This is a genomic window from Streptomyces termitum (assembly GCF_014650175.1).
GTDB classification, from domain to species: domain Bacteria; phylum Actinomycetota; class Actinomycetes; order Streptomycetales; family Streptomycetaceae; genus Streptomyces; species Streptomyces termitum.
This window is the reverse complement of sequence record NZ_BMUL01000002.1, coordinates 100,996-124,710: the sequence shown is the minus strand read 5'-3', so window position 1 is coordinate 124,710 and position 23,715 is coordinate 100,996. Positions and strand designations below refer to the sequence as shown.

Annotated in this window: 17 protein-coding genes and 3 tRNA genes; 8 read left to right on the top strand and 12 right to left on the bottom strand. The window is 74.7% G+C overall.

From position 1 onward, the window contains the following. Positions 1 to 39 precede the first annotated feature (39 nt). Positions 40 to 1,071: an RNA polymerase sigma factor gene (locus IE219_RS03950; protein WP_189975096.1), complete on the top strand. Its 1,032-nt coding sequence runs from the start codon at positions 40 to 42 to the stop codon at positions 1,069 to 1,071. A gap of 56 nt (positions 1,072 to 1,127) precedes the next feature. Here IE219_RS03950 and IE219_RS03945 read toward each other — a convergent pair whose 3' ends face one another. The 4 genes from IE219_RS03945 to IE219_RS03930 form a co-directional block, all read right to left on the bottom strand. Beyond that, positions 1,128 to 3,056 (bottom strand): ABC transporter ATP-binding protein, encoded by a 1,929-nt coding sequence (locus IE219_RS03945; RefSeq protein ID WP_189975095.1) that lies wholly within the window; start codon positions 3,054 to 3,056, stop codon positions 1,128 to 1,130. Then, on the bottom strand, positions 3,056 to 4,789 hold the full coding sequence (locus IE219_RS03940; RefSeq protein ID WP_189975094.1) for an ABC transporter ATP-binding protein: 1,734 nt from the start codon (positions 4,787 to 4,789) through the stop codon (positions 3,056 to 3,058). Before IE219_RS03940 ends, IE219_RS03945 begins: the two co-directional genes overlap by 1 nt. Positions 4,790 to 4,909: 120 nt before the next feature. Then, positions 4,910 to 6,346, bottom strand: a complete 1,437-nt coding sequence (locus tag IE219_RS03935; protein ID WP_189975093.1) for an FGGY family carbohydrate kinase — start codon at positions 6,344 to 6,346, stop codon at positions 4,910 to 4,912. Positions 6,347 to 6,382: 36 nt separating this feature from the next. Continuing rightward, positions 6,383 to 6,697: a YtxH domain-containing protein gene (locus IE219_RS03930; protein ID WP_189975092.1), complete on the bottom strand. Its 315-nt coding sequence runs from the start codon at positions 6,695 to 6,697 to the stop codon at positions 6,383 to 6,385. 135 nt (positions 6,698 to 6,832) lie between these two features. On the opposite strand from IE219_RS03930, the gene IE219_RS03925 reads away from it, so the two are divergent. The 3 genes from IE219_RS03925 to IE219_RS03915 all read left to right on the top strand — a co-directional run bounded on the left by IE219_RS03925 (position 6,833) and on the right by IE219_RS03915 (position 7,227). Further along, positions 6,833 to 6,905: transfer RNA gene (locus IE219_RS03925), tRNA-Asn, on the top strand. A gap of 5 nt (positions 6,906 to 6,910) precedes the next feature. Next, positions 6,911 to 6,983, top strand: a tRNA-Asn gene (locus IE219_RS03920). A gap of 167 nt (positions 6,984 to 7,150) precedes the next feature. Continuing rightward, positions 7,151 to 7,227: transfer RNA gene (locus IE219_RS03915), tRNA-Ile, on the top strand. 101 nt (positions 7,228 to 7,328) lie between these two features. On the opposite strand, the gene IE219_RS32205 is transcribed toward IE219_RS03915, so the two are convergent. From IE219_RS32205 to IE219_RS03895, 4 genes are all read right to left on the bottom strand, one after another. Beyond that, positions 7,329 to 9,146: an HEXXH motif domain-containing protein gene (locus IE219_RS32205; protein ID WP_189975091.1), complete on the bottom strand. Its 1,818-nt coding sequence runs from the start codon at positions 9,144 to 9,146 to the stop codon at positions 7,329 to 7,331. A gap of 24 nt (positions 9,147 to 9,170) precedes the next feature. Next, the gene (locus IE219_RS03905) at positions 9,171 to 9,365 is read right to left on the bottom strand and encodes an FxSxx-COOH-like cyclophane-containing RiPP peptide (protein WP_189975090.1); all 195 of its coding nucleotides are present in this window, start codon (positions 9,363 to 9,365) and stop codon (positions 9,171 to 9,173) included. A gap of 77 nt (positions 9,366 to 9,442) precedes the next feature. Next, positions 9,443 to 10,633: an effector-associated domain 2-containing protein gene (locus tag IE219_RS03900; RefSeq protein ID WP_189975089.1), complete on the bottom strand. Its 1,191-nt coding sequence runs from the start codon at positions 10,631 to 10,633 to the stop codon at positions 9,443 to 9,445. Next, a complete protein-coding gene (locus tag IE219_RS03895) occupies positions 10,630 to 11,748 on the bottom strand; it encodes a hypothetical protein (protein ID WP_308434007.1) in 1,119 nt (372 codons plus the stop codon). The genes IE219_RS03900 and IE219_RS03895 overlap by 4 nt, the downstream gene beginning before the upstream one ends. Before the next feature lie 232 nt (positions 11,749 to 11,980). On the opposite strand from IE219_RS03895, the gene IE219_RS03890 reads away from it, so the two are divergent. Beyond that, positions 11,981 to 13,321, top strand: coding sequence for a cation:proton antiporter (locus tag IE219_RS03890; protein WP_189975087.1), 1,341 nt, complete (start codon positions 11,981 to 11,983; stop codon positions 13,319 to 13,321). A 39-nt stretch (positions 13,322 to 13,360) separates the two neighbouring features. On the opposite strand, the gene fxsT is transcribed toward IE219_RS03890, so the two are convergent. The 4 genes from fxsT to IE219_RS03870 all read right to left on the bottom strand — a co-directional run bounded on the left by fxsT (position 13,361) and on the right by IE219_RS03870 (position 21,159). Next, entirely contained in the window at positions 13,361 to 17,872 is a 4,512-nt protein-coding gene (gene fxsT / locus IE219_RS03885) for an FxSxx-COOH system tetratricopeptide repeat protein (protein WP_189975086.1), read from the bottom strand. Then, complete coding sequence (locus tag IE219_RS03880; RefSeq protein WP_189975085.1) at positions 17,872 to 18,984, bottom strand: AAA family ATPase; 1,113 nt, start codon at positions 18,982 to 18,984, stop codon at positions 17,872 to 17,874. Before IE219_RS03880 ends, fxsT begins: the two co-directional genes overlap by 1 nt. Next, the gene (locus IE219_RS03875; RefSeq protein ID WP_189975084.1) at positions 18,981 to 20,543 is read right to left on the bottom strand and encodes a VMAP-C domain-containing protein; all 1,563 of its coding nucleotides are present in this window, start codon (positions 20,541 to 20,543) and stop codon (positions 18,981 to 18,983) included. Before IE219_RS03875 ends, IE219_RS03880 begins: the two co-directional genes overlap by 4 nt. 199 nt (positions 20,544 to 20,742) lie before the next feature. Then, a complete protein-coding gene (locus tag IE219_RS03870; RefSeq protein WP_189975083.1) occupies positions 20,743 to 21,159 on the bottom strand; it encodes an organic hydroperoxide resistance protein in 417 nt (138 codons plus the stop codon). Between the two features lie 125 nt (positions 21,160 to 21,284). Between IE219_RS03870 and IE219_RS03865 the strand changes: the two genes are divergently transcribed. The 3 genes from IE219_RS03865 to IE219_RS03855 all read left to right on the top strand — a co-directional run bounded on the left by IE219_RS03865 (position 21,285) and on the right by IE219_RS03855 (position 23,703). Then, on the top strand, positions 21,285 to 21,830 hold the full coding sequence (locus IE219_RS03865; RefSeq protein WP_189975082.1) for a MarR family winged helix-turn-helix transcriptional regulator: 546 nt from the start codon (positions 21,285 to 21,287) through the stop codon (positions 21,828 to 21,830). Between the two features lie 68 nt (positions 21,831 to 21,898). After that, positions 21,899 to 22,441 carry a GNAT family N-acetyltransferase gene (locus IE219_RS03860; RefSeq protein WP_189975081.1) on the top strand — a complete coding sequence of 181 codons (543 nt, stop codon included), beginning with the start codon at positions 21,899 to 21,901 and terminating at the stop codon, positions 22,439 to 22,441. Beyond that, positions 22,438 to 23,703, top strand: coding sequence for an MFS transporter (locus IE219_RS03855; protein WP_189975080.1), 1,266 nt, complete (start codon positions 22,438 to 22,440; stop codon positions 23,701 to 23,703). Before IE219_RS03860 ends, IE219_RS03855 begins: the two co-directional genes overlap by 4 nt. The last annotated feature ends 12 nt before the right edge of the window (positions 23,704 to 23,715 follow it).

The window sequence follows — 23,715 nt, the reverse complement described above, 5'->3', positions numbered from 1 at the left end:
GTGACGGAGCCCTTCCGCCCCTCCTGGAGGTCGCCCGTCGTGCAGACCGAGATCCAGACCACCGAACCGGACGAGCGGGACGGACTCCCTCCGGAGGCCGGGGCGTCCGGGGCGCCCGAGGTGCCGGCCCAGCGCCGCCGCACCGGCGACTTCGGGGGCGGTGCCTCCGCCGACCTCTTCCGCCAGTACCTCCGCGAGATCGGCCGCATCCCGCTGCTCACCGCCGAGGAGGAGGTCGAGCTGGCCCGCCGCGTCGAGGCCGGCCTCTTCGCGGAGGAGAAGCTGGCCCTCACCCCCGACCTCGACTCCCGGCTGGCGTACGACCTCGACCGGCTCGTGGTGCTCGGCCGGATCGCCAAGCGGAAGCTGATCGAGGCCAACCTCCGGCTCGTCGTCTCGATCGCCAAGCGGTACGTCGGCCGGGGCCTGACCATGCTCGACCTCGTCCAGGAGGGCAACCTCGGCCTGATCAGGGCCGTCGAGAAGTTCGACTACGCGCGGGGCTACAAGTTCTCCACCTACGCCACCTGGTGGATCCGCCAGGCGATGTCCCGGGCCCTGGCCGACCAGGCCCGCACCATCCGGGTCCCGGTCCACGTCGTCGAGCTGATCAACCGGGTCGTCCGGGTCCAGCGCGGACTGCTCCAGGAGTGGGGGAGGGAGCCCACCGCCGAGGAGGTCGCCATCCACCTGGACCTCGCCCCGGAGCGCGTCGGCGAGGTGCTGCGGCTCGCCCAGGAGCCGGTCTCGCTGCACACCCCGGTCGGCGAGGAGGACGACGTGGCCCTCGGCGACCTCATCGAGGACGGCGACGCCGCCTCGCCCGTCGAGTCCGCCGCCTTCCTGCTGCTCCGCCGGCACCTGGAGGACGTCCTGTCCACCCTGAACGAGCGGGAGCGCAAGGTCGTCCAGCTCCGCTACGGCCTCGCGGACGGCCGGCCCCGCACCCTGGAGGAGATAGGGCAGATCTTCGGGGTGACGCGCGAACGCATCCGCCAGATCGAGTCGAAGACCCTGGGCAAGCTCCGTCACCACGCCTACGCCGACCAGCTGCGCGGCTACCTCGACTGAGGACGGCCCGTGCCGCACCGGGTGCGACACGGGCCGTCCGTACGGCGACCGCCGGGTCAGTCGACCTCGGCGACCGCCTCCGCGAACTGCGCCGCGTACAGCCGCGCGTAGGCACCGCCCGAGACGAGCAGCTCCTCGTGCGTGCCCTGCTCCACGATCGAGCCGTTCTCCATCACCAGGATCACGTCCGCGTCCCGGATGGTGGAGAGCCGGTGCGCGATCACGAAGGAGGTACGGCCCTGGGCCAGCCGGGCCATCGCCTTCTGGATCAGCACCTCGGTCCGGGTGTCCACCGAACTCGTCGCCTCGTCGAGGACCAGGATCACCGGGTCGGACAGGAACGCCCGCGCGATGGTGATCAGCTGCTTCTCGCCCGCGCTGACCCCCGCCCCGTCGTCGTCGATGACCGTGTCGTACCCCTCGGGCAGGGTGCGCACGAAGCGGTCCGCGTGCGCCGCCCGCGCGGCCTCCTCGATCTCCGCCCGGCTCACCTCGCGGGTCGCGCCGTACGCGATGTTCTCCGCGATCGTCCCGCCGAACAGCCAGGTGTCCTGGAGGACCATGCCGATCCCGGCCCGCAGCTCCTCCCGGGGCATCGACGCGACGTCCGTCCCGTCCAGCGTGATCCGGCCGCCCGTCACCTCGTAGAACCGCATGAGGAGGTTGACCAGCGTCGTCTTGCCCGCCCCGGTCGGACCGACGATCGCGACCGTCTGGCCCGGCTCCACGGTGAGCGACAGGTCCTCGATGAGCGGCTTGTCGGCCTCGTAGCGGAACGAGACGTGCTCCAGGGCCACCTTCCCCTTGAAGTCCCGCTTCCGCCCGGAGACCGGCGCGTCCGGCTCCTGCTCCTCGGCGTCGAGCAGCTCGAAGATCCGCTCCGCCGAGGCCACGCCCGACTGCACCAGGTTCGCCATCGACGCCACCTGCGTCAGCGGCATCGAGAACTGGCGCGAGTACTGGATGAACGCCTGCACGTCACCGATGGAGAGCGAACCGCTCGCCACCCGCAGCCCGCCGACGACCGCGACCAGCACGTAGTTGATGTTCGAGACGAAGAACATCACCGGCTGCATCATGCCGCTGTTGAACTGGGCCTTGAAACCGGCCTGGTACAGCGCCTCGTTCTGCTCGCGGAAGCCCTCGGCGGCCTCGTCCTGCCGGCCGAAGACCTTCACCAGGGTGTGCCCGGTGTACATCTCCTCCACGTGCGCGTTGAGCGCGCCCGTCGACTTCCACTGCTGCACGAAGTGCGGCTGCGAGCGCTTGCCGATCTTCGCCGCGACCACCACCGACACCGGCACCGTCACCAGCGCGACGAGCGCCAGCAGCGGCGAGATCCAGAACATCATCGCCAGCACGCCGACGATCGTCAGCAGCGAGTTGACCAGCTGGCCCATCGACTGCTGGAGCGTCTGCGAGATGTTGTCGATGTCGTTGGTCGCCCGCGACAGCACCTCGCCGCGCTTCGCCCGGTCGAAGTACGACAGCGGCAGCCGCGCCAGCTTCGTCTGGACGTCCTCCCGCATCCGGAAGACCGTCCGGTTGATCACCATGATCGACATGCGGGTGGAGACCAGCATCAGCAGCCCCGCCGCCACGTACACGCCGAGCGCGATCAGCAGCACCTCGCCGACCGCGCCGAAGTCGATGCCGTGACCGGGCGTGAAGTCGACCCCGGACAGCATGTCGGCCATGCCGCCCTCGCCGTCCGCGCGCAGCTTCGCCAGCGCCTGGTCCTTCGTCACCCCCTCGGGCAGCCGCCGCCCGACCACGCCCGCGAAGATCAGGTCCGTCGCCCGGCCCAGGATCTTCGGGCCGACCACCGAGGCCGCCACCGACAGCACGCCGGCGAGCAGCATCACCCAGAGCCCGGTGCGCTCCGGCGCGAGCTGCCGCAGCAGCCGCTTCGACGACCCCTTGAAGTCCATCGACCGCTCACCCGGGGCGCCCCCGGCCATCATGCGTCCGCCAGGACCGGCCATCAGGCTGCCTCCGCCTCGGTCAGCTGGGAGAGCACGATCTCCCGGTACGTCTCGTTCTCCGCCATCAGCTCGTGGTGCCGTCCGGTGCCGACGACCCGGCCCTCGTCCAGGACCACGATCCGGTCGGCGTCCCGGATGGTCGACACCCGCTGGGCGACGATCACCACGGTGGAGTCCGAGGTCTCCTCGGAGAGCGCGGCCCGCAGCCGGGCGTCCGTCTCGTAGTCGAGCGCCGAGAAGGAGTCGTCGAAGAGGTAGATCTCCGGCCGCTGCACCAGCGTCCGCGCGATCGCGAGCCGCTGCCGCTGGCCGCCGGACACATTGGTGCCGCCCTGGGCGACGGGCGCCTCCAGACCGTGCTCCAGCTTCCGTACGAAGTCGGCGGCCTGGGCCACCTCCAGGGCGTGCCACAACTCCTCGTCGCTCGCGTCCGGCTTCCCGTACCGCAGGTTCGAGGCGATCGTCCCCGAGAAGAGGTACGGCTTCTGCGGGACGAGCCCCACCGTCCGGGCCATCAGCGCCGGGTCCAGCGTCCGCACGTCCACCCCGTCGACGAGGACCTCGCCGCCGGTCACGTCGAACAGCCGGGGCACCAGGCCGAGCAGCGTCGACTTGCCGCTGCCGGTCGAGCCGATGATCGCGGTGGTCTCGCCCGGCCGCGCCACCAGCTCCACCTCGCGCAGCACCGACTCCTCGGCACCCGGGTAGCGGAAGTCCGCGCCCCTGACCTCCAGATGGCCGCGCCGGTCCAGCGAGGTCACCGGCTCCGCGGGCGGCACCACGCTCGACGAGGTCCCCAGGACCTCCTCGATGCGCTCGGCGCAGACCTCGGCCCGGGGCACCATCATGAACATGAAGGTGGCCATCATCACCGACATCACGATCTGCATCAGATAGGCCAGGAAGGCGGTCAGCGCGCCGATCTCCATCCCGCCGCTGTCGATGCGGTGCGCGCCGAACCAGACCACGGCCACGCTGGAGACGTTCACCACCGTCATCACGGTCGGGAACATCAGCGCCATCAGCCGGCCGGTCGCCACCGACACGTCGGTCAGCTCGCCGTTGGCACCCCGGAAGCGCTCCTCCTCGTACCCGTCCTTCACGAAGGCCCGGATCACGCGGTTGCCGGTGATCTGCTCGCGCAGCACCCGGTTCACCGTGTCCAGCCGCTCCTGCATGGTCCGGAAGAGGGGCCGCATCCGCCGGACGATCAGCGAGACCGCGATGCCGAGCACCGGCACCACCGCGAGCAGCACGCCCGACAGCGGCACGTCCTGGCCGAGGGCCATCACGATGCCGCCGACACACATGATGGGCGCGGAGACCATCAGGGTGAACGCCATCAGGACCAGCATCTGGACCTGCTGTACGTCGTTGGTGGTCCGGGTGATCAGCGAGGGCGCGCCGAACTGCCCCAGCTCGCGGGCGGAGAAGGACTGCACCCGGTCGTAGACGGCGCCGCGCACGTCCCGGCCGACCGCCGAGGCGGTCCGCGCGCCGTAGTACACGGCGCCGATGTTGCAGAGCACCTGCACCACGGAGACGCCGATCATCAGCGCGCCGAACCGCAGGATGTAGCCGGTGTCCCCCTCGACGACGCCGTCGTCGATGATGTCCGCGTTCAGGGTCGGCAGGTAGAGGCTCGCGCAGGTCGCCAGGAACTGGAGCAGGACGAGCAGGGCGATGGGTTTTCGATAGGGCCGCAGGTGGGTTCGGAGAAGTCTTATGAGCACGATTCCCACTATCGCCCGAGGGCCCGCGCCGTTACGACTGAGTTTGGGGCGTCCGGCCGAGCCCTGGGCAAGACTTTACGAACCGTCCCCGGCGGGTTCCGCCGGAGACGGTTCCGCCCCTCAGGCGAAGGCCCCCGGGTGGAGCTGGTCCCGGGTCGCCGCGTACTGCTGGCGCACCGCCCGGCCCGCCGCCAGCTCCTCGCCCGGCTCCAGGATCTGGGCGGCGGCCCCCTGCCAGGCCGGGGGAGCCGACGGCGACAGGGTGCCGCGCGCCGCGCCCAGCGCCCAGGCCGCCTGCCGGGCGGCGCCGAGCGCCGCGTAGTCGGCCGGCTGGGGGACGACGACCTGCGTGCCGAAGACCGCCGGGGCCAGCGCCTGCACGGCGGCCAGCGCGCCGGCCGCGCCGAGCAGGAAGATCCGCCGCACCTCGACGCCCCGGCCGCGCACCACGTCCAGCGCATCGGCGAGCCCGCAGAGCATGCCCTCGAAGGCGGCCCGCGCCAGGTGCTCGGGCTTCATCGACTCGCGGCGCAGCCCGCTCAGGGTGCCGGCGGCGTGCGGCAGGTTCGGCACCCGCTCGCCCTCCAGGTAGGGCAGCAGCACGAGCCCGGACGCGCCCGGGGTGGACTTCAGGGCGAGGGCGGACAGCTCCTCCAGGGAGGGCAGTCCGAGCATCTCGGCGGTGCCGCGCAGCGTCCGCACCGCGTTGGTCACGGAGACGACCGGCAGGTGCCGTCCGGTGGCGTCGGCGTACGAGGTGATCGCGCCGCCCGGCTCGGTGAGCGCCTCGTGGTGGACGGCCATCACCGAACCGGAGGCGCCGAGCGAGACGACCGCGTCGCCCGGCCCCAGGCCGAGGCCGAAGGCGGCGGCCATGGTCTCGCCGGTGCCGGCCGAGATCAGCAGCCCCTCCGGGGTGGTCCCGGCGGGCTCGGCGGGACCGAGCACCTCGGGCAGCGCGACCTGGTGGCCCAGGGCCAGTTCGACCAGGTCGGGGCGGTAGGTGCCGGTGCGGGCGGACCAGTAGCCGGTGCCGGAGGCGGCGCCCCGGTCGGTGGTGCGGCGGGTCGGCCGGCCGAGCAGCTGCCAGACCAGCCAGTCGTGCGGCTGGAGGACGGCGGCCACCCGCCGGGCGTGCTCGGGTTCGGTACGGGCCAGCCAGCGCAGCTTCGCGACCGGGAGGCCGGACTGCGGGACGGTGCCGACGGCCTCGGCCCACGCCTCCCGCCCGCCGAGCGCCTCGATCAGGTCGGCGGCCGCGACCTGGGCCCGCTTGTCGTTGCCGACCAGCGCGGGCCGGACCAGGCCGCCCTGCGCGTCGAGCGGCACCACGCCGTGCGCCTGCGCGGCGACGCCGATGGCCTCCACGCCTTCGAGGAGCCCGCCGGTGGCGGCCTCCCCGAGCGAGAGCAGCCAGGTCTGCGGATCGATGTCCGCGGTCTTCGGATCGACCGGGTGCGGGGCATGGCCCTGCCGCAGTACCGCGCCGGTGTCCGTGTCACAGACCACGATGCGCGTGGCGTCCGAAGAACTGTCGAGTCCCGCGACTATCCCCATGACACCCGATTCTGCCGCACGCCGGGCGTTCGCGGGTCAGGTGTTGCTGGTGCCCCAGTCGTCGTCCTCGGTGACCTGCCCGTTGGCGTGGGCGCGTCCGCGCAGGGCGGACACCCGGTCGGTCACGGACGACGGCAGCCGGTCGCCCACCTTGTCGCCCACGGCGTGCGCGGCCTTCCCGGCGAACTGCCGGCCGGTCTGGGCGGCGGACTCGGCGGCGTTGCGCACGGCCGGGTTCCGGGCGAGGTCGCGGGCCGCCGTCTTCATCCGCTCGTAGCGCTCGCGCCCGGCGCGCGTACCGATCACGTAACCGAGCGCGAGACCCGCGGCGAACGTCAGCTTGTACCGCACGCTGCGATCCTTCCCTCAAGGGTCCTGGGGATACCGATTGGCGGAGCACCCCCCTGCTTGCGCTAATGTATGTCTCGCAGCGAGCGCCCGCCGCCCGGGAACCCCCGGGCAGGACCGTTCGGTGCAACGCAGCAATCCCCTGTAGCTCAATTGGCAGAGCAGCCGGCTGTTAACCGGCAGGTTACTGGTTCGAGTCCAGTCGGGGGAGCGCGATCCCCTGTAGCTCAATTGGCAGAGCATTCGGCTGTTAACCGGAGGGTTACTGGTTCGAGTCCAGTCGGGGGAGCAGAGCGAAAAAGGACCCTTCCGGGTCCTTTTTCGCGTTCCGGGGAACCATCCGCTTCCGGCCGAAGTCTTCCTGGTCGAGCAGCGTCGATCATCCGAGGCAAGAGATCGTATGAGCGGCTATGCTGCGGCAGACGGCGCGTACACGTGTACGCGGCGTCAGCGTCGGGGGCGGTAGCTCAGCCGGTTAGAGCAGCGGACTCATAATCCGTCGGCCGTGGGTTCGAGTCCCACCCGCCCCACCACTGCCCGTGTCCGCAGGAAGGATTCACCTGCGGACGCGGGCTTTTTCGTGCTCCACCGTGCCCCTCCGGCCCGGGCGCCGCGTCCGCGACACGCCGGGTTCTCACCCGGACGGACCGCCGGAAACCAGCCAGTGGGCCAGGCGGGCCGGGGGAGTGGGGCGGCCCAGGAGGCGGAGCTCGCGGTGGAGCGGGCGGAGCAGTTCGGGGCGGTGGAGGAGCGGGCGGGCGGCCGGGTCGGCGGTGGCGAGGGAGAGGACCAGGCCCGTCCAGGCGTCGGGGCACTCGGGGTCCGCGGCCAGCAGGCGGGCGTAGGCGCCGGCGGCGGACGGGTCGCCGGCGAGCAGCGCCCGGTCGGCGGGCGAGGCGGCGGGCGCGGGGGCGCCGGGGGCGAGGGCGTGCCGGATCAGCCCGGTGCGGGCGTGCGCCCAGCGCGGGGTGGGGTCCGGGACGACGGCCGGGGCGCCGGTGCCGGTGCCCTCGGCGGGGGCGCCGGTGACGAAGGCGCGGGCCAGGGCGCGGACGTCCTCGGGGGCGGGGACCAGGTGCCGGATCCGCCACTCGGTGCGGTGGTCGGTGGCGGCCAGCGCGGCCAGCGCGTCGGCGCCCGGCCGGACCCGCGCGGCGGCCGGCAGCGCGTCGAGCCGGGCCGCCATGCCCGCCACGAAGCGGCGCCCGTGCGCGGTCAGCGCGGGATCGGCGGCCAGCGTCAGGACGGCCTCGCGGGTCTGCCGCCGGCCGAGGGCGAACTCGAACTCCGCGGCGGCCCGTTCGGCCCGGGGCGCCCGCCCCAGGTAGCGGGCCCAGAAGTCGGTGATCCCCAGGAAGGCGTACGCCCCCTGGAGCAGCCCGCCCAGCGGCCGGGGATCGTCCCGCCAGGGGGCGTGGTGCCGCTCGGCGCCGCCGTCCCGTTCCAGCGTCAGCAGGTGGAGCAGCGCGCCCAGTTTGGTGTGCTGGAACTCGTGGACCAGGGTCACCGCGAAGGTCACCGGGTCCGGCGGCAGCGTGGTCAGCACCCCGCCGAAGGCGTCGCCCGAGGAGGCGCTCAGCACCACCCCGTGCGGCGACGGCGGGACCGGCGTCAGGCTCCGTAACCCCTCGGCGAGGGCCCCGGCCGTCTCCGGGTCGGTCTCCTGGAGCACGGTGACGGCCCGCGCGAAGCGGTCCTGCCAGCGGGCGGCCCCGGCCGGGGAGAGCCGCCGGGGCGGCAGCGGCTCGCTGAGGTCCCGGTAGGGCCCGACGTCGTCCAGCCAGACGTCCAGCCGCCGCCGCGCCGCCCGCGCGCGCAGCCGGCGCAGCGGCGCCCAACCGGGGGCGTCGGCCGGCTCCCCGCCGTCCCCGCCGGGCGCGGGCGGGCCGACGGGGGCGCCGTGCGGGCCGATCCGCAGCCGGCCGCCGGCCACCACCACGTCCGCCGTGCCCCAGCGCGGGCGCCCCGGCAGCCGGGCCAGACCGAGGGTGGGGAACATCGCGGAACCGTCCCGCAGCGGCACGGCGGTGCGCAGCGGCAGCCCGGCGCGCAGCGCGGCGACGGCGCACACCGCGTGCAGGTGGCCGAGGTCGGTCCAGACCGGGCCGTCGCCCCAGGCCGTGTGGTGCAGCCGCCGCAGCCCGTGCCCCAGCCAGACCCCGGTCTGCGGGTGCAGCAGCAGCTCCCGGAACTCCTCAGGGGCCCGCTCCTGGGCGGCCGTCAGCGTCTCCCAGGCGCTGTCCACGGACGGCAGCGGCCCCAGCGCGTCCGGGGTCCTGGCCGCCGTGTCGAGCAGGGCCCGGAGCAGCAGGAGCCGCCTGCTGTACTCGGTCGTCCGCAGGAAGCGGATCGTGTCGGCTCCGCCCCGGCCCGAGGCCAGGGCGTCGAAGTGCGCCGAGGGAACGAGATGGTGCGTGGTACCGGCGTCTTCGTGGCGTCCGTCGGTCTGCACGGATCTCCTCCCGGGGGCGGACGGTCAGTCGGCCCGGCCGGGCCCCGGGTCTCCGGCGAAGTTGATCCGGGGACGCTCGACCTGGCGCAGCAGCCGCTCCAGCGAGCGGGCGTGCAGCCGCGGACTCTGTGTCCGCAGGTCGGCGAGCGGCACCTCGCTGAGGTCGATCAGCTCGGACCCCAGGTACTCCTGCCCCGTGGACGTGTCGGACGTGTGCATCGACATCCCCCTGCCATGCCCGTGAACCCCGTTTGTCTTCATGATGGCGCAGCCTCCTGGCTTCCGGAAGGGCGTGATCAGGCGGGTGCGCCCCCCTGTTCCGCTTCTTCCGGAGGGAGCCAGCGCGCCGCCCACTCCGCCAGCGCGCCCTGCTCCAGGGAGCCGGGTTCGAGGAAGGAGACGGCCTCCACGAGGGCGGTCAGGCCCCCCGGGTGGTGCCGGCAGGTCCGTACGATGCTGAGGATGTCGGTGCGCGCCGCCGGCAGCCGGGGGACGGCACCGGCCAGCTCCACCGGGAGCATGCCGAGGACGAGTTGGCGGTGGTTCTGGTCGGTCATGCTCGGCCAGGAGGCGAGCAGGTCCACCAGTGCCCGCACCGCCGCGTCCGGCACCGCCCGCACCGCCGTCCGCACGGCGGAGGCGACGGGCGGCGCGGCGGAAGCGGCGGGGACGGCCGGTGCGGGCGGCGCCGGGGGTACGGACGGGGCGGGGGCCTCGTAGCGGCGGACGTCGCCCGCCCAGGTCTGGTACCGCAGCGAGGTGGGCCGCTGCCCGCCGCCGGTGAAGGCGCCGACCACCCCGTCCGCGAGCGCCGCCATGTCGGGCGGCCACGCCGCGCCGTCCGACCCGGCCAGCCCCTCCAGGACGGCCCGGGAGAAGGCCCCGGTCTGCGCCGCCGGATCGTTGGCCGCCCGCTGCCCCGGCCCCGAGGCCAGCAGCGCGAACTGCTCGCGGCCCGGCAGCCGGTCGCCGCCCGGCGGCACCTCGGCGGGCAGCGTACGGGCGAAGCCGAGGTCCTCGACGAAGGTCTGGCAGGAGTCCACCAGCCAGATCTGCCGGGCGAAGCCGGGCACCAGGTCGGTGGTGAAGGCGGTCAGCCACGCGTCCAGATCGAGGTTGCGCCGGTCGTCCGGGCCCGCGTCGGCGTAGAAGAGGCGCCGGTGCCCGCGCGGGTCGGTGACGCCGTGGCCGCCCCAGAACACCCAGAGCAGATCGCCCTCCCGGGCCGGCAGCCGGCGCGTCAGCACCTCCTGCACGGCCTCCCGCCCGGCCGGGCCCGCGGGCACGTCCACCTCGGGCCCGCCCGCCCCGGGCAGCGGCTCCAGGAGCAGCGAGATCTGGGCGGCGGGCACGCCGCGCCCGCGCAGCCAGGCGGTGAAGCGGCGGGCGTCGGCGGCGGGCCCCGGCAGGTCCCAGGCCGCCCCCGCCGCGTACCGCTCGACGCCGACGACCAGCGCGTGCGTCCGCTCCGGGCGGGCCGCCGTCACGGCAGCTCCGCCGCGAGCAGGCGGTACAGCTCCGGATTGCCGAAGTAGGCGCTGTGCGCGAGCGGGAACGGCTGCCGCCCGTCGAGCGCCACGTCCTCCACCCGCCCGGGGAAGACCCCGGCGCCGACGTAGCTCAAGAGGTCGCGCCGGTCGTACACGTTGATCCAGCGCGGTACGCGGGCGGGCAGCGGACTGCCGTGCTCCAGGCTCGGCAGCGCCCCCAGCTCGTACAGGAACGGCGCCTGCGAGCCGACGGTGACCAGCAGCTCCACCTCCGGCAGCTCCCGCAGCGCCAGCAGGTCCAGGCAGGCGATGCCGCCCAGGCTGTGCGCGAGCAGGACGACCGGCGGCTCGGCGGCCCGCACCGCCTCCTCCACGACCGCCCGGAGCGCCTCGCCCCGGGCCAGGTAGAGCAGGACGTCCCCGGCGGCCGGGTGGGCCGCGTCGGTGAGCGCCGAACGCCGCTTCACCACCTGCGCCGAGGCCAGGCCCAGCGCCAGCCGGCCGGCCAGCCGCTTCGCCCGCCGCGCCACCGGCCCCCGGTGCGTCCCGTCCGGCTCCCCGGGCAGCAGGGCGGCGATCCGCTCCACGGCCGCGTCGCGCGCGGCGCCGTCGAGCGCCGGGGCCGCGCCGTCCCGGGCGGCCCGGCGGCGCACCGCCTCGGCCGCGCACGCCCGGGCCAGCACCTCCGCCCCCGCGCCGGCGGCGGGGGAGCGCAGGAAGTCCCGCCCGTCGGGCGAGGTGAGCACGGCGGCCACCGCCCCGGCGAACTCCGCCCCGATCCCGGCCGCGTCGAGCAGCTCCCGCAGCCGGTCGTCCGCGCCGAGGGCGAGCGCCGCCGCGGAGAGCGCCTCGCCGGGCGGGACCGCGCCCGGCGCCAGCTCCGCGCGCGGGCCGGACCCGTCGCCGAGCAGCCGGAGTTCGAGCAGCGGGTCGAGGTAGAGCAGCCCCCACAACTCGACGTCCTCGTCGGCAGAGGCAGAGGCAGAGGCAGAGGCGGAGGCGGGGTCCGGGCCGGCCTCCGGCACGTCCCGCCCGGTGCCGTACCCCGGCACCGAGAGGCCGCCGGCGCGCAGGGCCGATCCGGCACGTCCACCCCAATAACAGGGAGTCACGGTCACTTCGGGCCGTAACGGCCGCAATCCCTCGCGGACCCGTTCCAGCCCCTCGGAGTACCCGGGCTCGCGCACCCCCGTGCCGTGGACGAACAGCACTGTCGTCACCGCTGACCCCCGTTCGATTCGGCATACGCCAAATGGCTCTCACGATAGGGCACTTGGCCCTCCGGCGGCTACACTGCGTAGGGATTGCGCCACCGTGCGGGCGCGTGCCGGAAGGAGCGTGCCGGTGAGTCCGGACTCCGTCATCACCCATGTCGTCGCCGCGCTCGCCGTGGTGATCGCCGCCTCCCACGCCGCCGGCGCGGTGGCCCGAAGACTCGGCCAACCCCCCGTCGTCGGACAGCTGTTCGCGGGCATCGCGCTGGGTCCCAGCCTGCTCGGCCTGCTGCCGGGACAGCTCCAGGAGACCCTCTTCCCGCCGCAGATCCATCCCGTCCTGACGGCCCTGGCCCAAGTCGCCCTGGTCCTCTTCCTGTTCGCGGTGGGTTACGAACTCGACCTCGGGATGCTCCGCCACCAGAAGGCCGTCGTCCCGGTCTCCGTCGCGGGCTTCGCCCTCCCCATGCTGCTGGGCGCGGCCATCGTGCTCCTCCTCCCCGGCGGCTTCGCCGAGGTCAACGACGGCCGGCCGGGGGACGCCACCTTCGTCCTCTACATGGCGGTCGCCCTCTCCGTCACGGCCGTGCCCGTGCTGGCCAGCATCATCCGGGACCAGGGCCTGTCCGGGACCAGGGCCGGCACCATCGCGATGGCCTCGGCCGGTGTCATCGACGCGCTGAGCTGGCCCGTCCTCGCCGTGATCCTGGTTGGCGGGACGCAGGGCGGCTCGGTCCGCCAGTGGGCGGTCAAGGCCGCCCTCACGGTCCTGTACGTGCTCGTGATGGTCTTCGCCGTCCGGCCGCTGCTGGCCCGCTGGTCGGCCCGGCCCGGCCGCTCGGCCGCCCACCGGGTCCCGGTCGCCGTCACCGTCGCCCTGGCCTCCGCCTGGGCCACCGACTCCCTCGGCCTGCACGTCATCTTCGGCGCGCTGCTGGCCGGCGTGATCATGCCCCGGCGGCCCGACGGCGCCCCCGACGAGGAGCTGCTGCGCCCGCTGCGGGAGGCCGGCGAACTGCTGCTCCCGATGTTCTTCGCGATCTCCGGCATGGCCGTCGTGCTCGGCGGGCTGCACGGCTCCGACCTGCTGATCCTGCTGGTGATAGTGGTCGCCGCGGTGGCCGGGAAGGTCGGCGCGGGCGCCCTCTCGGCGCGCGGCGCCCGGCACTCCTGGCGGGAGGCGCTGCTGATCGGCGTCCTGCTCAACACCCGGGGCCTGACCGAACTGATCGTGCTCAACGTCGGCCTCCAGGCCGGGATCATCGGCCCCCGGCTCTACGCGCTGCTCGTCGTGATGGCGCTGGTCACCACCGCCGCCACCGGGCCGCTGATCCGGCTGCTGCGCCGGCCGGCGCGCCCGGTGCCGGACCCGCCGGCGGACGCCCCGGCCGGGCCGGAGCCGGGAAGGCCGCCGGCCGCCCGGGACGGGGCCGGCGCACCCCCGGTGTCCGCCGCCGGGGCGGAGCCGTGACCGGGGCGAGGGGGCGGGCGGACCCGCCCCCTCGGGCCGCTAGAAGGGCACCGGGGCGATGTCCACGTCGGCGCGCTTGCCGGAGGCGGAGGCCACCGTCGCCGGGTGGTCCTCGCCGAGCCGGCGGCGGAAGCCCGCCAGCGTCTCGGTGTGCAGGGCGGTCGCCTCGTCGTCCCGGCCCAGCGCCCGCAGGTCGAGCACCAGGTTGGTGGCGCAGGCCAGCGCCGTCGGGTGGTCCTCGCCGTGGTCCCGGCGCAGCACCTCCAGGGTCGCCCGGTCCAGCTCCAGGGCCTCCTCGTGGCGCCCCTCGGCGGCGTACTGGCTGGCGGCGCCGATGGCCGCGGTCAGGGCCAGGACGTGGTCCTCGCCCAGGTTCTCCCGCAGACCGGGCAGGGCCGCCGCCAGGTGCTCCCCGGCGCCCGCCGGCTCGTCGAGGTGCCGCAGCGTGATGGCCAGGTTGACCCGGGCCGAGAGGGTGTACGGGTGCGCCTCGCCGAGCTTGGCGGCGTACCGTCCGACCGTCGCCTCGCCCAGCTCCCGCGAGCGCCGCAGCTGCCCGTCCTGCCGCAGGTCCACGACCAGGTTGGCCGCGCAGGCGACGGCGTCCGGGTGGTCGTGGCCGTACCGGTTGGCGAACTTCGTCCACGCCGCCTCGCTCAGGGCGAGCGCCCCCGCGTGGTCGCCGGCGCGGCGCCGGCACACCGCCAGGACGCGGGCGCAGCCGAGGCTGGCGGGGGTGTCCTCGCCGAAGTGGGTGACGTAGCGGGCGTAGACGTCCTCCTGGTGGGCGACGGCCTCCAGGTAGTCACCGGTCTCGCGGATGTCGATGGACAGGCCGCTGAGGGTGTTGAGGGTGTCGAAGTGCTGCTCGCCGAGGGTGAGGGAGCGCAGCCGGGCGGTCTCGGTGTCGTACGCCCGCGCCTCCCGGTACAGGCCCATCAGGCGCAGGCCGACGCCCAGGCTGTGGGCGGCCCGCAGGGAGGCCGGGTCGTCCTCGCCGAAGGACCGCAGCGAGCGCTCGTACACCGAGCGGTTGATCTCCAGGCCGCGGGCCATCTCGGCCCGCAGCCGCAGTCCGCTGCACAGCTGGATCAGGGCGTCGAGGGTGCCCTCGTCGTCCTCGCCCGCGGTCCGCAGGTACGTGTCGGCGGTCCGCTCCATCATGGCGGCGGCCTCCTGGTACTCACCCAGGGTGCGCAGGGTGAACGCCAGCCACTTCGCCATCTCCAGGGTCTGCTGGTCCTCCGCGCCGAACTTCCCGGTCCAGATCTCCAGCGCCTCCCGGGCCATCGCCGCCGAGCCCGCGTGGTCGCCCCACATGTGCAGGAACTCGACCATGCCGCGGATCAGGCCGCGCACCCACGGGGAGTCGCACTCGACGGCCCGGGAGACCACCACGTGCGGCAGCAGCGCCTGGTAGCGCGGCCACAGTTCGCGCGAGCCGGGGCTGTTGGGGTTGGCGTCGGCGAGGAGCAGGTGCGCGCCGTGCCGCATGTCGGCCTGCTGCTGCGGGGACATGCGGTTGACCAGCACCGCCTGGACCAGGCGGTGCAGCTGGATGGTGTCGTGCCGGTGCTCGATCCGGGCCAGGGCGTAGATGTTGATCTCGCGGATGGCGCGGCCCAGTTTGATCGGGTGGCGCAGGACCTCGTCCAGCTCGGGGGCGATGGTGGTGGTCCGCGAGTTGTTGAAGAGGGAGCGGGAGATCGGCTCCGGGGCGAAGAACGAGCAGACCTGGAGGAGCTGGAGCGCGGCGGGGTTGCGCTGTTCGAGCTGGCGCAGCGAGACGTCCCAGGCCGCCGCCACCGACATCGGGTAGTCGGGCGAGGGGACGAGTTCGAGCATCAGCTCGGCGATCTTCTCGTTGATCAGCCGCAGGTAGTCGGGGACCGTCATGCCGGTGACGGCCTGCCAGGCCGCCGCCTGCTCGATGGCGAGCGGCAGGTCGCCCAGCGCCTCGGCGAGGCGGTCGGCGTCCTCGTCGGTGAGGTCGCGGGCGCGGCGGCGCAGCAGCGCCTTGCTCTCCTCGCGGGTGAAGACGTCCACGGAGAGGGTCCGCGCGACCCGGTCCCACTCCTGGTTCCGGGAGGTGATGAGGATCTTGCCGGTGCCGCCGGTGGGGAAGTAGGGGCGGACGGCCTCCACGTTCTCCGCGTTGTCGAAGACCAGCAGCCAGCGGTCGTACGGCTCGCCGCGCCGCAGCGCCTCGCGGACGGCGGGGACGGCCCGGTTGGCCTCGCTGCCCACGTTCAGGCCCATCCGCTGGGCGAGTTCGGTGAGCGCGGTGAGGATCATCGCGGGCTGCTCGGAGGGGATCCACCAGACGACGTCGTAGTCGGAGGCGTACCGGTAGACGTACTCGATGGCGATCTGCGACTTCCCGACGCCGCCCATGCCGTGCAGGGTGTGGGGGAGCACGGCGGAGGTGTCGCCGGTCAGCAACTGCTCCCGGATCTGCGCGAGGAGGTCCTCCCGGCCCACGAAGTTGGGGTTGTTCGGGGGGACGCTGCCCCAGACGGCGGGGACGGCGGAGTGCGGCGGCCGGGACGGGTGGACCCCGGGCGCGTGCTGGCCGGGGATCGGGGTGCCGGCCGGGATCGGGGTGCCCGAGGCCGGGGTCGGGGTGCCGGACGTCGGATGGGCCGGGGTCCCGTTCACGGCCCCTCCTTCCTCGCGCTGATGCTGGCTGGCAGTGGTGTCGGTCATGGAGGGGCCGCCCGTGTCGGAATGTACGTGGGTGTCGCGGATATCGTGGACCAAAGAGTCATTTGTCGGGGTGAATGACGCTCCCGCCGTGGTGCTCTCCAGGGCGGAGCTGATCCGGTGGGCGCGGGTCAGATAGGGGCCGGACAGGGCGCGCAGGATCGCCAGTTCGACCCGGATGAAGGGCAGTTCCTCGTCGCTGGGGCGGGGGACCGGTGCCTCCTCCGGGGCGAGCAGGGCGCCGTGCAGGCTCCGCGCGGCCGGGGAGCGGGCGCCGAAGAAGTCGGAGACGGAGCGGGCGACGCGCGCGGTGTCCGCCCGCATCGCGCCGGCGAGCAGGGCCTCGCGGGCGCCGTCGACGAAGTCCAGCGGGGGCCGCGCGGCGGTGCCCCGCGCCGGCTCCTCGACCAGCCCGCTGAGGAACAGCTCGGCCACGTGCACCGGTTGGGCCTCCGGGACGAAGCGGTGCCGCACGGTCCGCACCAGCCGGGGGTCGAGGACGGCGGCGGCCAGGTGGGTGGCGAGCCGGAAGGCGGTCGGGGTGGCGTGGCTGCGGAAGCGGCGGATGCGCTCCTGCACGGTCGGCGGCGGGGGGCCGTCCGGCGGCCCGGACTCCGCCTCCCCCTCCTCCTCGGGCGCGGGCACGCCGAGGAGCAGGACGGGGGCGTCGGTGCCGTCGGGCGCCTCGCCGGCCACCAGCGAGGCCCAGCGGCCGATCCAGTCGGCGTCCAGTTCGAGCACGGGCACGGCCGCCGTCCAGTCGGCCGGCGGCGGGTCGAAGGGGTCGTACTCCTCCGGCGGGAAGGCCACCGCGAGGGCGGCGCCGGGGCGGGGGCAGTGCAGCCGGACCCGGCGCGGGACGAGGGCGGTGCGGTGCCAGTCCCGCTGGCCCAGCAGGTGGATGACGGCGGTCGGCCCGGCGCCGGCCCAGGTCTCCAGGGCCCGGGTGCCGGCCCCGGTCCGCCACAGCGGGCCCAGGGCGTCGGTGAGGACGAGGACGAGGTGGCGGCCGGTCCGGTCGACGAGTTCGGCGGGGGAGCCGGCCGGGCCGCGCAGCACGGCGGCGGCGGGCTCGCCGCCGGGCGGGGTGTGCGGGCCCATCCGCCGGACCCGGACGTCCCGGAAGGCGCCGGACTGCTCGGCGGCGGCGGTGAACTCGGCGACGGTCTGCTCCCAGACGGCCATCGTCGCGTGGTCGTCCACCACCAGGGTGAGGGTGAAGCGGCGCTCGGTCGCCGGGCGGGTGTAGGGCAGCCAGAAGCCGTCCTCGACGGCGCGCTCGGCGGTGGTCTCCTCGTCGAGCTCGTACGCGGTCGCGGAGGGGACCCGCCGGCGCAGGGGGCGCAGGGCCCGGGCGATGGCGGGGGCGTCGGGCAGGTCGGGCAGCGCCTCGGCGCCGGGGCGGTCGTCGGGGAACTCGCGGAGGAGGGCGAGTCGTCCGGTGACGCGGCGGGCGGTCGGCGCGTCGGCGGGGGAGCCGGGCGGCGGCGCCGGCAGGGTGTCCGCTCCCGGCCCGGGTCTGGGGGCGACGGCGGGCGCGGTGTCGTGGTCGGGCTCCGGCCCGTCCTCCGGTGGGGTCGGGCCCGGGGGGCCGGCGGTCCAGGGCGGCGGCGGGCCGTCGGCGCCGGGCACGGCGGAGCGCCCGGACGGGGGCCCGCCGTCCGGGAGTCCGCCGTCCGGGGCGTCCGGGTCCGCCGGTGCCCCGGGGAGGTCGGGCCAGGCCGCCGGGCGGGGGCGCGGCGGATCGGTGGCCGGGGGCAGCCGGGCGGCGAGCGTCTGGTACGCGTGCAGCCACAGCGCCTCCGCCACTTCGAAGGGCTCCGGGAGCGAACGGTCTTCGTCGTCCATCAGGGTGCTCCCGAGAGCTGCCGCCAGAGGGCCTCCAGCAGTTCGCCCCACGCCTCGTCGTCGTCGCGTACCCCGGCCGTCCGCAGGAAGACGGCGTTCAGCAGCTGGTCGGTGGCCAGGCCGCCGTGCTCCCGGCTGCGCTCCACGAACGCCCGGATCATGGCGTCGTGCCGGCCGCCCTGGTCCCGGAAGTGCGCGGCGATCATGGCGGCGAGCTGGTCCTCGCGCGGTGCGGAGACGTCCAGCCGGACGCAGCGGCGCAGGAACGGCGCGGGGAACTGCCGCTCCCCGTTGCTGGTGATCACGATGAAGGGGAAGGCCCGGCAGCGGACCAGGCCGTCGGCGACCGTCGCGGTGCCGTCCGGGTCGTCGGTGAAGACCCGGGCGCGGGCCTCCTGGTGGCGGGCCCGGACCAGCTCGGGGATGGCGTAGGAGCCGTTCTCCAGGACGTGCAGGAGGTCGTTGGGCAGGTCGATGTCGCTCTTGTCCAGCTCGTCGATGAGCAGGACGCGGGGCAGTTCGTACGGGAGGAGGGCGGTGCCCAGCGGGCCGAGCCGGACGAAGTCCCCGATCCGGGGCGCGCCCCCGGGGCCGTCGGTCCCGTCGGTCCCGCCGGTCGGCTGGGCGGGGACCGGGGCGCCGGTGCGGCCGTGGCCGAGGGACGCCTGGGCGCGGCCGATCGCGTCGTACTCGTACAGCCCGGAGCGCAGGGTGCTGCGGGAGGTGATGCCCCAGTGCAGGACGCGGCCCAGGCCCAGTTCGCGGGCGACGAGGTAGGCGAGGGTGGATTTGCCGATGCCGGGGCGGCCGGTCACCAGGAGGGGCCGGCGGAGCAGCAGGGCCGTGTTGATCATGTCGATGTCGTGCGGGTCCTGCCGGGGGGTGGTGCGGCCCGCGGCGCCGAGCCGCCGGTCGGTCTCGGTGCTCTCGGCCGGGACCGGGGGCAGCACGGGGCCGCCGTCGAAGTCCCGCCAGCCGGGCGGCGGCGGCAGGACATCGCCGAGGCGGACGTCGGCCAGGGGCTGTCCGGTGCCCCGGTAGATCCACCAGCTGCGGCTGCTGACGTGTCCGGTGGGTCGGCCGCCGTCGGCCGGATGCTGGACACCGCTCATGTTTCCCCCTCGTCGTCGTGTCCGCCACCCACGGTCCCGGCGCCCCGGTGGGGCGCTCCGGACGCCGCGCCCGGGTGGGGCGCTCCGGCCCAGTCGACGAGCCGGTCGGGGTCGTCGAAGAGGACGGCGAGGTGCCGTCCGACGTGGGTGTCCCGCTGGCCCGCGGTGGCGGTGGCCGCTTCCTTCCGGAGCAGCTGCACGCGCTGCGGAAGGTCCACGGCCTTTCCCTTCAGGAGCTTTCTGGCCCGCTTGCGGAAGTCCGCGGCGGGCTGCGGGCGCCGGTCCCAGAAGACGGTCGGCACCCCGGCGCGCAGCGCGACCTCCAGGGAGGACCGGGTGCCGGGGCGCTGGACCGGGGGAGCGGCGAGGGCGACGGCGATCAGGCTCTCGTCGGCGACGAGTTCGCTGCTCCAGCGGACGGCGTCGTGGTCGCGCCGGTCGGCGGTGTCCCAGTGGCAGGCGGTGTCCGGGCTGTCCAGGAGCTGTTGCCAGCGGTTGCGCCACTTGCGGTGGTGGGCCTTGGCGCGCATCCGGTCCAGGCTGCGCAGCACCACGGGGTAGACCAGGCCGAGGGGTTCGGGGAGGTCGGTGCCCGGGGCCGGTGCGGGCCATTCGAGTTCCTGGTTGAGCAGGTGGAAGGGGAGGATGAACTCCAGGACGGGCCGGCCGGTCCGCGCGGCCCACTCCTCCTCGGTCCGCTGCACCAGCCGGTCCACGGCGCCCGCCACCTCGGCGAGGGTGACGAGCCGGTCCTCGCCGCGCTCGGGGCGCCAGGGGCCCGGCCGGAGCTGCCGCCAGTGGGACAGGAGGTACCGGTCCGGGTCCATTCCGCTTCTGCACAACTGGACAACGAGGCAGGCGGGCGCGGGTTGTGCGGCCGGGGCGCGGCCGAGTTCCGCGCGCAGCGCGGCCAGCGGGGCGCCGAGGGCGGCCCCGGCGGTGCGGGCGTCGTTCCACTCGCGCAGGGCGGCGGCGTCCCCGGGGTGGGTCCCGGCGCGGTCGAGGGCGGCGGCCACGTGCTCGACGAGGACCGTCACGGGGAGCAGGCCGTCGGGCCGGGCGTTGGCCCGGACCAGGTGGTCGAAGGCGGCGCCGAGGCCGGTCACGGGGCGGTCCGGCAGCGGCAGGTCGCCCGCGGCGGCGTACAGCAGGCCGTGGGCGTCGAGGTGCGGCAGCCGGGCCAGCAGGGCGCGGACCTCGTCCGCGTCGGTCTCGGGCAGGGCGGGCAGCACCCCGGGGACGGCGGAGGCGGAGGTGAGGGCGTCGACGAGCTCCCGCACCTTCTGGGCGGGGCCGGAGCGGGGGGCCATGTCCTCCACGGCGTCGGCCAGGTGCCGCGGTCCCTGGTCCAGGCGCTGGCAGAGGTGGACGATCTCCAGGATGTCCAGCCGGGTCCGCCCGTGCCGGGGCACGTCGCTGATGTCGGGTAACTGCTCGGAGAGCAGGTTGATGAAGAGGTTCCGGCCGTCGGGGGTGTCGAGGCTCTGCATCGCGCACAGCTGGTTGATCAGCTCGCGCCAGAGTTCCTTGGTGTGGGCGCTGCGCCCCTCCTCGTGCACAAGCCCCCCCGTCGCGGCTCCGGTGTCTCCAACTCCCTGTCGGGCACGGGTCGTACGCACACCATCGCCCCCGGTGTCCAGGGTATGGCGCGGGCCGGAGGAGTCGCCACCCCACCGGCCGGGTTCCTTGCGGCCGTCCGCCGCCGGACGGGAGCCGCCCGGCGGTTTTGCCCGCCGGGCCGGAGCCGTCCGACTCGGGTCATTCAACGACGAGTTCGACCGCGATGTTCCCCCGGGTGGCCTTGGAGTAGGGGCAGAAGGCGTGGGTCTTCTCCAGGAGGGCGCGGCCGGCCTCGCCCTGGAGGTGGTCGGGGAACTCGGCGCGCATGACGACCGCGAGGCCGAAGCCGCCGTCCGCGGCGTCCTTGCCGAGGGAGACCTCGGCGGTGACGGAGACCTCGGAGACGTCGATCCGCTCCTGGCGGGCGATGACGCCCATGGCGCTGGCGAAGCAGGCGGCGTACCCGGCGGCGAACAGCTGCTCGGGGTTGGTGCCGCGGCCGTCGCCGCCGAGGACCGGAGGGTGGGCGAGGGGCAGGTCGAGCAGGCCGTCGGAGCTGACGGCGCGGCCCTCGCGGCCGTTGGCGGTGGCGACGGCGGTGTAGAGCGCGTCCATGGGGGTTCTCCGGTCTCTCGGTTCCGTCTTCGGGGGGTGCGGTGACCCGCCCTTCATTGATAGCCCACAATTCAATTGTGCACAACTGAATGGCGTGTGAGGGGTCGGCGGCGTATCCTGACCGCATGGAGAAGCCCGACACGGAGAAGGCCGGTACGGAGGCGCCCGAGGCGGGGGTGCTCGGTCCGGGAGTCCTCGACGGCCTCCCCGACGAGGAGTTCCTCCGGCTCGACCGGCAGATCTGCTTCTCGCTGCACGCCGCCGCCCGCGCGTTCAACGGCGTCTACCGCGAGGCCCTCGGGGAGCTCGGGCTCACCTACCCCCAGTACCTCGTCATGCTCGTCCTGTGGGAGCAGGGCGAACTGCCCGTCAAGGGCATCGGCGAGCGGCTCCGGCTCGACTCCGGCACCCTGTCGCCGCTGCTCAAGCGGCTGGAGGCGGCCGGACTCGTGGAGCGCCGGCGCAGCCCCGAGGACGAGCGCTCGGTCACCGTCCGGACCACCCCCGGGGGCGCCGCCCTGCGGGAGCGGGCCCTCGGCGTGCCCCGCCGGATCGCCGCCGCCACCGGTCTCGGCGTCGAGGAGATCGGCGAACTGCGCGAGCGGCTGGCCGTCCTCGCCGCCCGCCTGGACGGCGTCGACCCCGGCGCGCTCCGGCCCGCCTGCGGCTGACGGCCGGCCCGTCGCTCCTCCCGGAAAATGTAAGGACCGTCACAGTTTGACGGTCCTATACTCGGCCCATGTCCGAGATCACCATCCGCCGGGCCACGGCCGCCGACTCCCGGCGACTGACCCGGCTCGTCCGCCGCTCCGGCGCCTACCGGGGCCCGTACGCCGTCATGGTCGACGGCTACCAGGTCGGCGGCGCCTACATCGAGCACCACCCCGTCTTCGCCGCCACCGACGCCGACGGCCGCGTCCTCGGCTTCTACGCCCTCCTCCTCGACGAGGCCGAACTCGACCTCGCCTTCGTCGCCGACGACGCCCAGGGCCTCGGCATCGGCCGCCTGCTCGTCGCCCACATGAAGGACCGGGCCCGGGCGGCCGGCCTCGACTCCGTCCGGGTCGTCGCCCACCCGCCCGCCGAACCCTTCTACCTGCGCACCGGAGCCCGCCGCACCGGCACCGTCGCCGCCGCGGGACGCATCCACTGGGACCGCCCCGAGCTGACGTACGACCTGACCACCGCGTCCGCCGACGGCCCCTCCGCCGCCTCCGCTGGAGCCCCCGGCATAGCCGCGGACGGCACCGCCGCCGACGATTCCGCCGCGGCCGCCGCGTGACCGGGGTCCGGCCGCAGGCCGAGGAGAAGCGGCGGGTCTTCGCCGACCTCACCCCGCTGCGCACCTCCGCCGACTACCGCCGCCTCTGGTTCGGGAACACCGTCTCCTGGATCGGCCAGGGCATGACCGCCCTCGCCATCTCCCTCCAGGTCTACGACATCACCGGCTCGGCCTTCTCGGTCGGCCTCGTCGGCCTCTTCTCCCTCGTCCCGCTCGTCGTCTTCGGCCTGTACGGCGGGGCCATCGCCGACACCGTCGACCGGCGCGCCCTCGGCCTGGCCGGCGCCTCCGGTGCCGCCGTCCTCTCCGCCGCCCTCGCCGGCGCCGCCTTCGCCGGCTTCCACCACGTCTGGTTCCTCTACGCGATCGTCGCCCTCCAGGCCGTCTGCGCCGCGCTCAACTCGCCCGCCCGCAGCGCGATGATCCCCCGCCTGATCCCCGCCGAGCAGCTGCGCGCCGCCAACGCGCTCAACTCCATGGTCATGACCTTCGGCACCCTCATCGGCCCCAGCCTCGGCGGCGTCATCGTGGGACTCGCCGGCTACCAGACCGCCTACCTCATCGACGCCCTCGCCTTCTTCGCCAGCCTGTACGCGATGTGGCGGCTGCCCTCCATGCCGCCCGAGCGCGACGCGGCGGGGACCCGGAGGAGGGCCTCCGTGCTGGACGGGCTCCGCTTCCTCGGCACCCGGCCCAACCTGCGCGCGACCTTCGTCTCCGACCTCTTCGCGATGATCCTCGCCCAGCCGAAGGCCCTCTTCCCGGCCGTCGCCGTCCTCTGGTTCGGCGGCGACGCGAAGACCACCGGACTCCTCGTCGCCGCCCCCGCGTTCGGCGCGCTGATGGGCGGAGTGGTCTCCGGCTGGCAGAGCCGCGTCCGCCACCACGGGCAGGCCATCCTCATCGCCGTCGCCGCCTGGGGCCTGGCCATCGCCGCCTTCGGCCTCAGCCGGAACCTCTGGGTCGGCCTGCTCTGCCTCGCCGTCGCCGGATACGCCGACACCTCGTCGATGATCTTCCGGAACACGATGATGCAGGTCGCCGCCCCCGACGAGATGCGCGGCCGGCTCCAGGGCGTCTTCGTCGTGGTGGTCGCCGGCGGGCCCCGCCTCGGCGACTTCGTCTCCGGCACGGTCGCCGACCTCACCTCGCCCGCGCTCGCCATCACCGGCGGCGGTCTCGCCTGCGCCCTCGCCATCGTCCTCTTCTCGCTGTACGCGCGCGGCCTGTGGCGGTACGACTCCCTCGACCCCAAGCCCTGACGCACAGCCGGT

What these genes read in the sequence shown, in the direction of transcription:
- IE219_RS03945 (WP_189975095.1), bottom strand. Translation starts at nt 3,056, where the DNA reads ATGGCCGGTCCTGGCGGACGCATGATGGCCGGGGGCGCCCCGGGTGAG.
- IE219_RS03935 (WP_189975093.1), bottom strand. Translation starts at nt 6,346, where the DNA reads ATGGGGATAGTCGCGGGACTCGACAGTTCTTCGGACGCCACGCGCATC.
- IE219_RS03905 (WP_189975090.1), bottom strand. Translation starts at nt 9,365, where the DNA reads ATGCACACGTCCGACACGTCCACGGGGCAGGAGTACCTGGGGTCCGAG.
- fxsT (WP_189975086.1), bottom strand. Translation starts at nt 17,872, where the DNA reads ATGGACGACGAAGACCGTTCGCTCCCGGAGCCCTTCGAAGTGGCGGAG.
- IE219_RS03880 (WP_189975085.1), bottom strand. Translation starts at nt 18,984, where the DNA reads ATGAGCGGTGTCCAGCATCCGGCCGACGGCGGCCGACCCACCGGACAC.
- IE219_RS03870 (WP_189975083.1), bottom strand. Translation starts at nt 21,159, where the DNA reads ATGGACGCGCTCTACACCGCCGTCGCCACCGCCAACGGCCGCGAGGGC.
- IE219_RS03865 (WP_189975082.1), top strand. Translation starts at nt 21,285, where the DNA reads ATGGAGAAGCCCGACACGGAGAAGGCCGGTACGGAGGCGCCCGAGGCG.
- IE219_RS03860 (WP_189975081.1), top strand. Translation starts at nt 21,899, where the DNA reads ATGTCCGAGATCACCATCCGCCGGGCCACGGCCGCCGACTCCCGGCGA.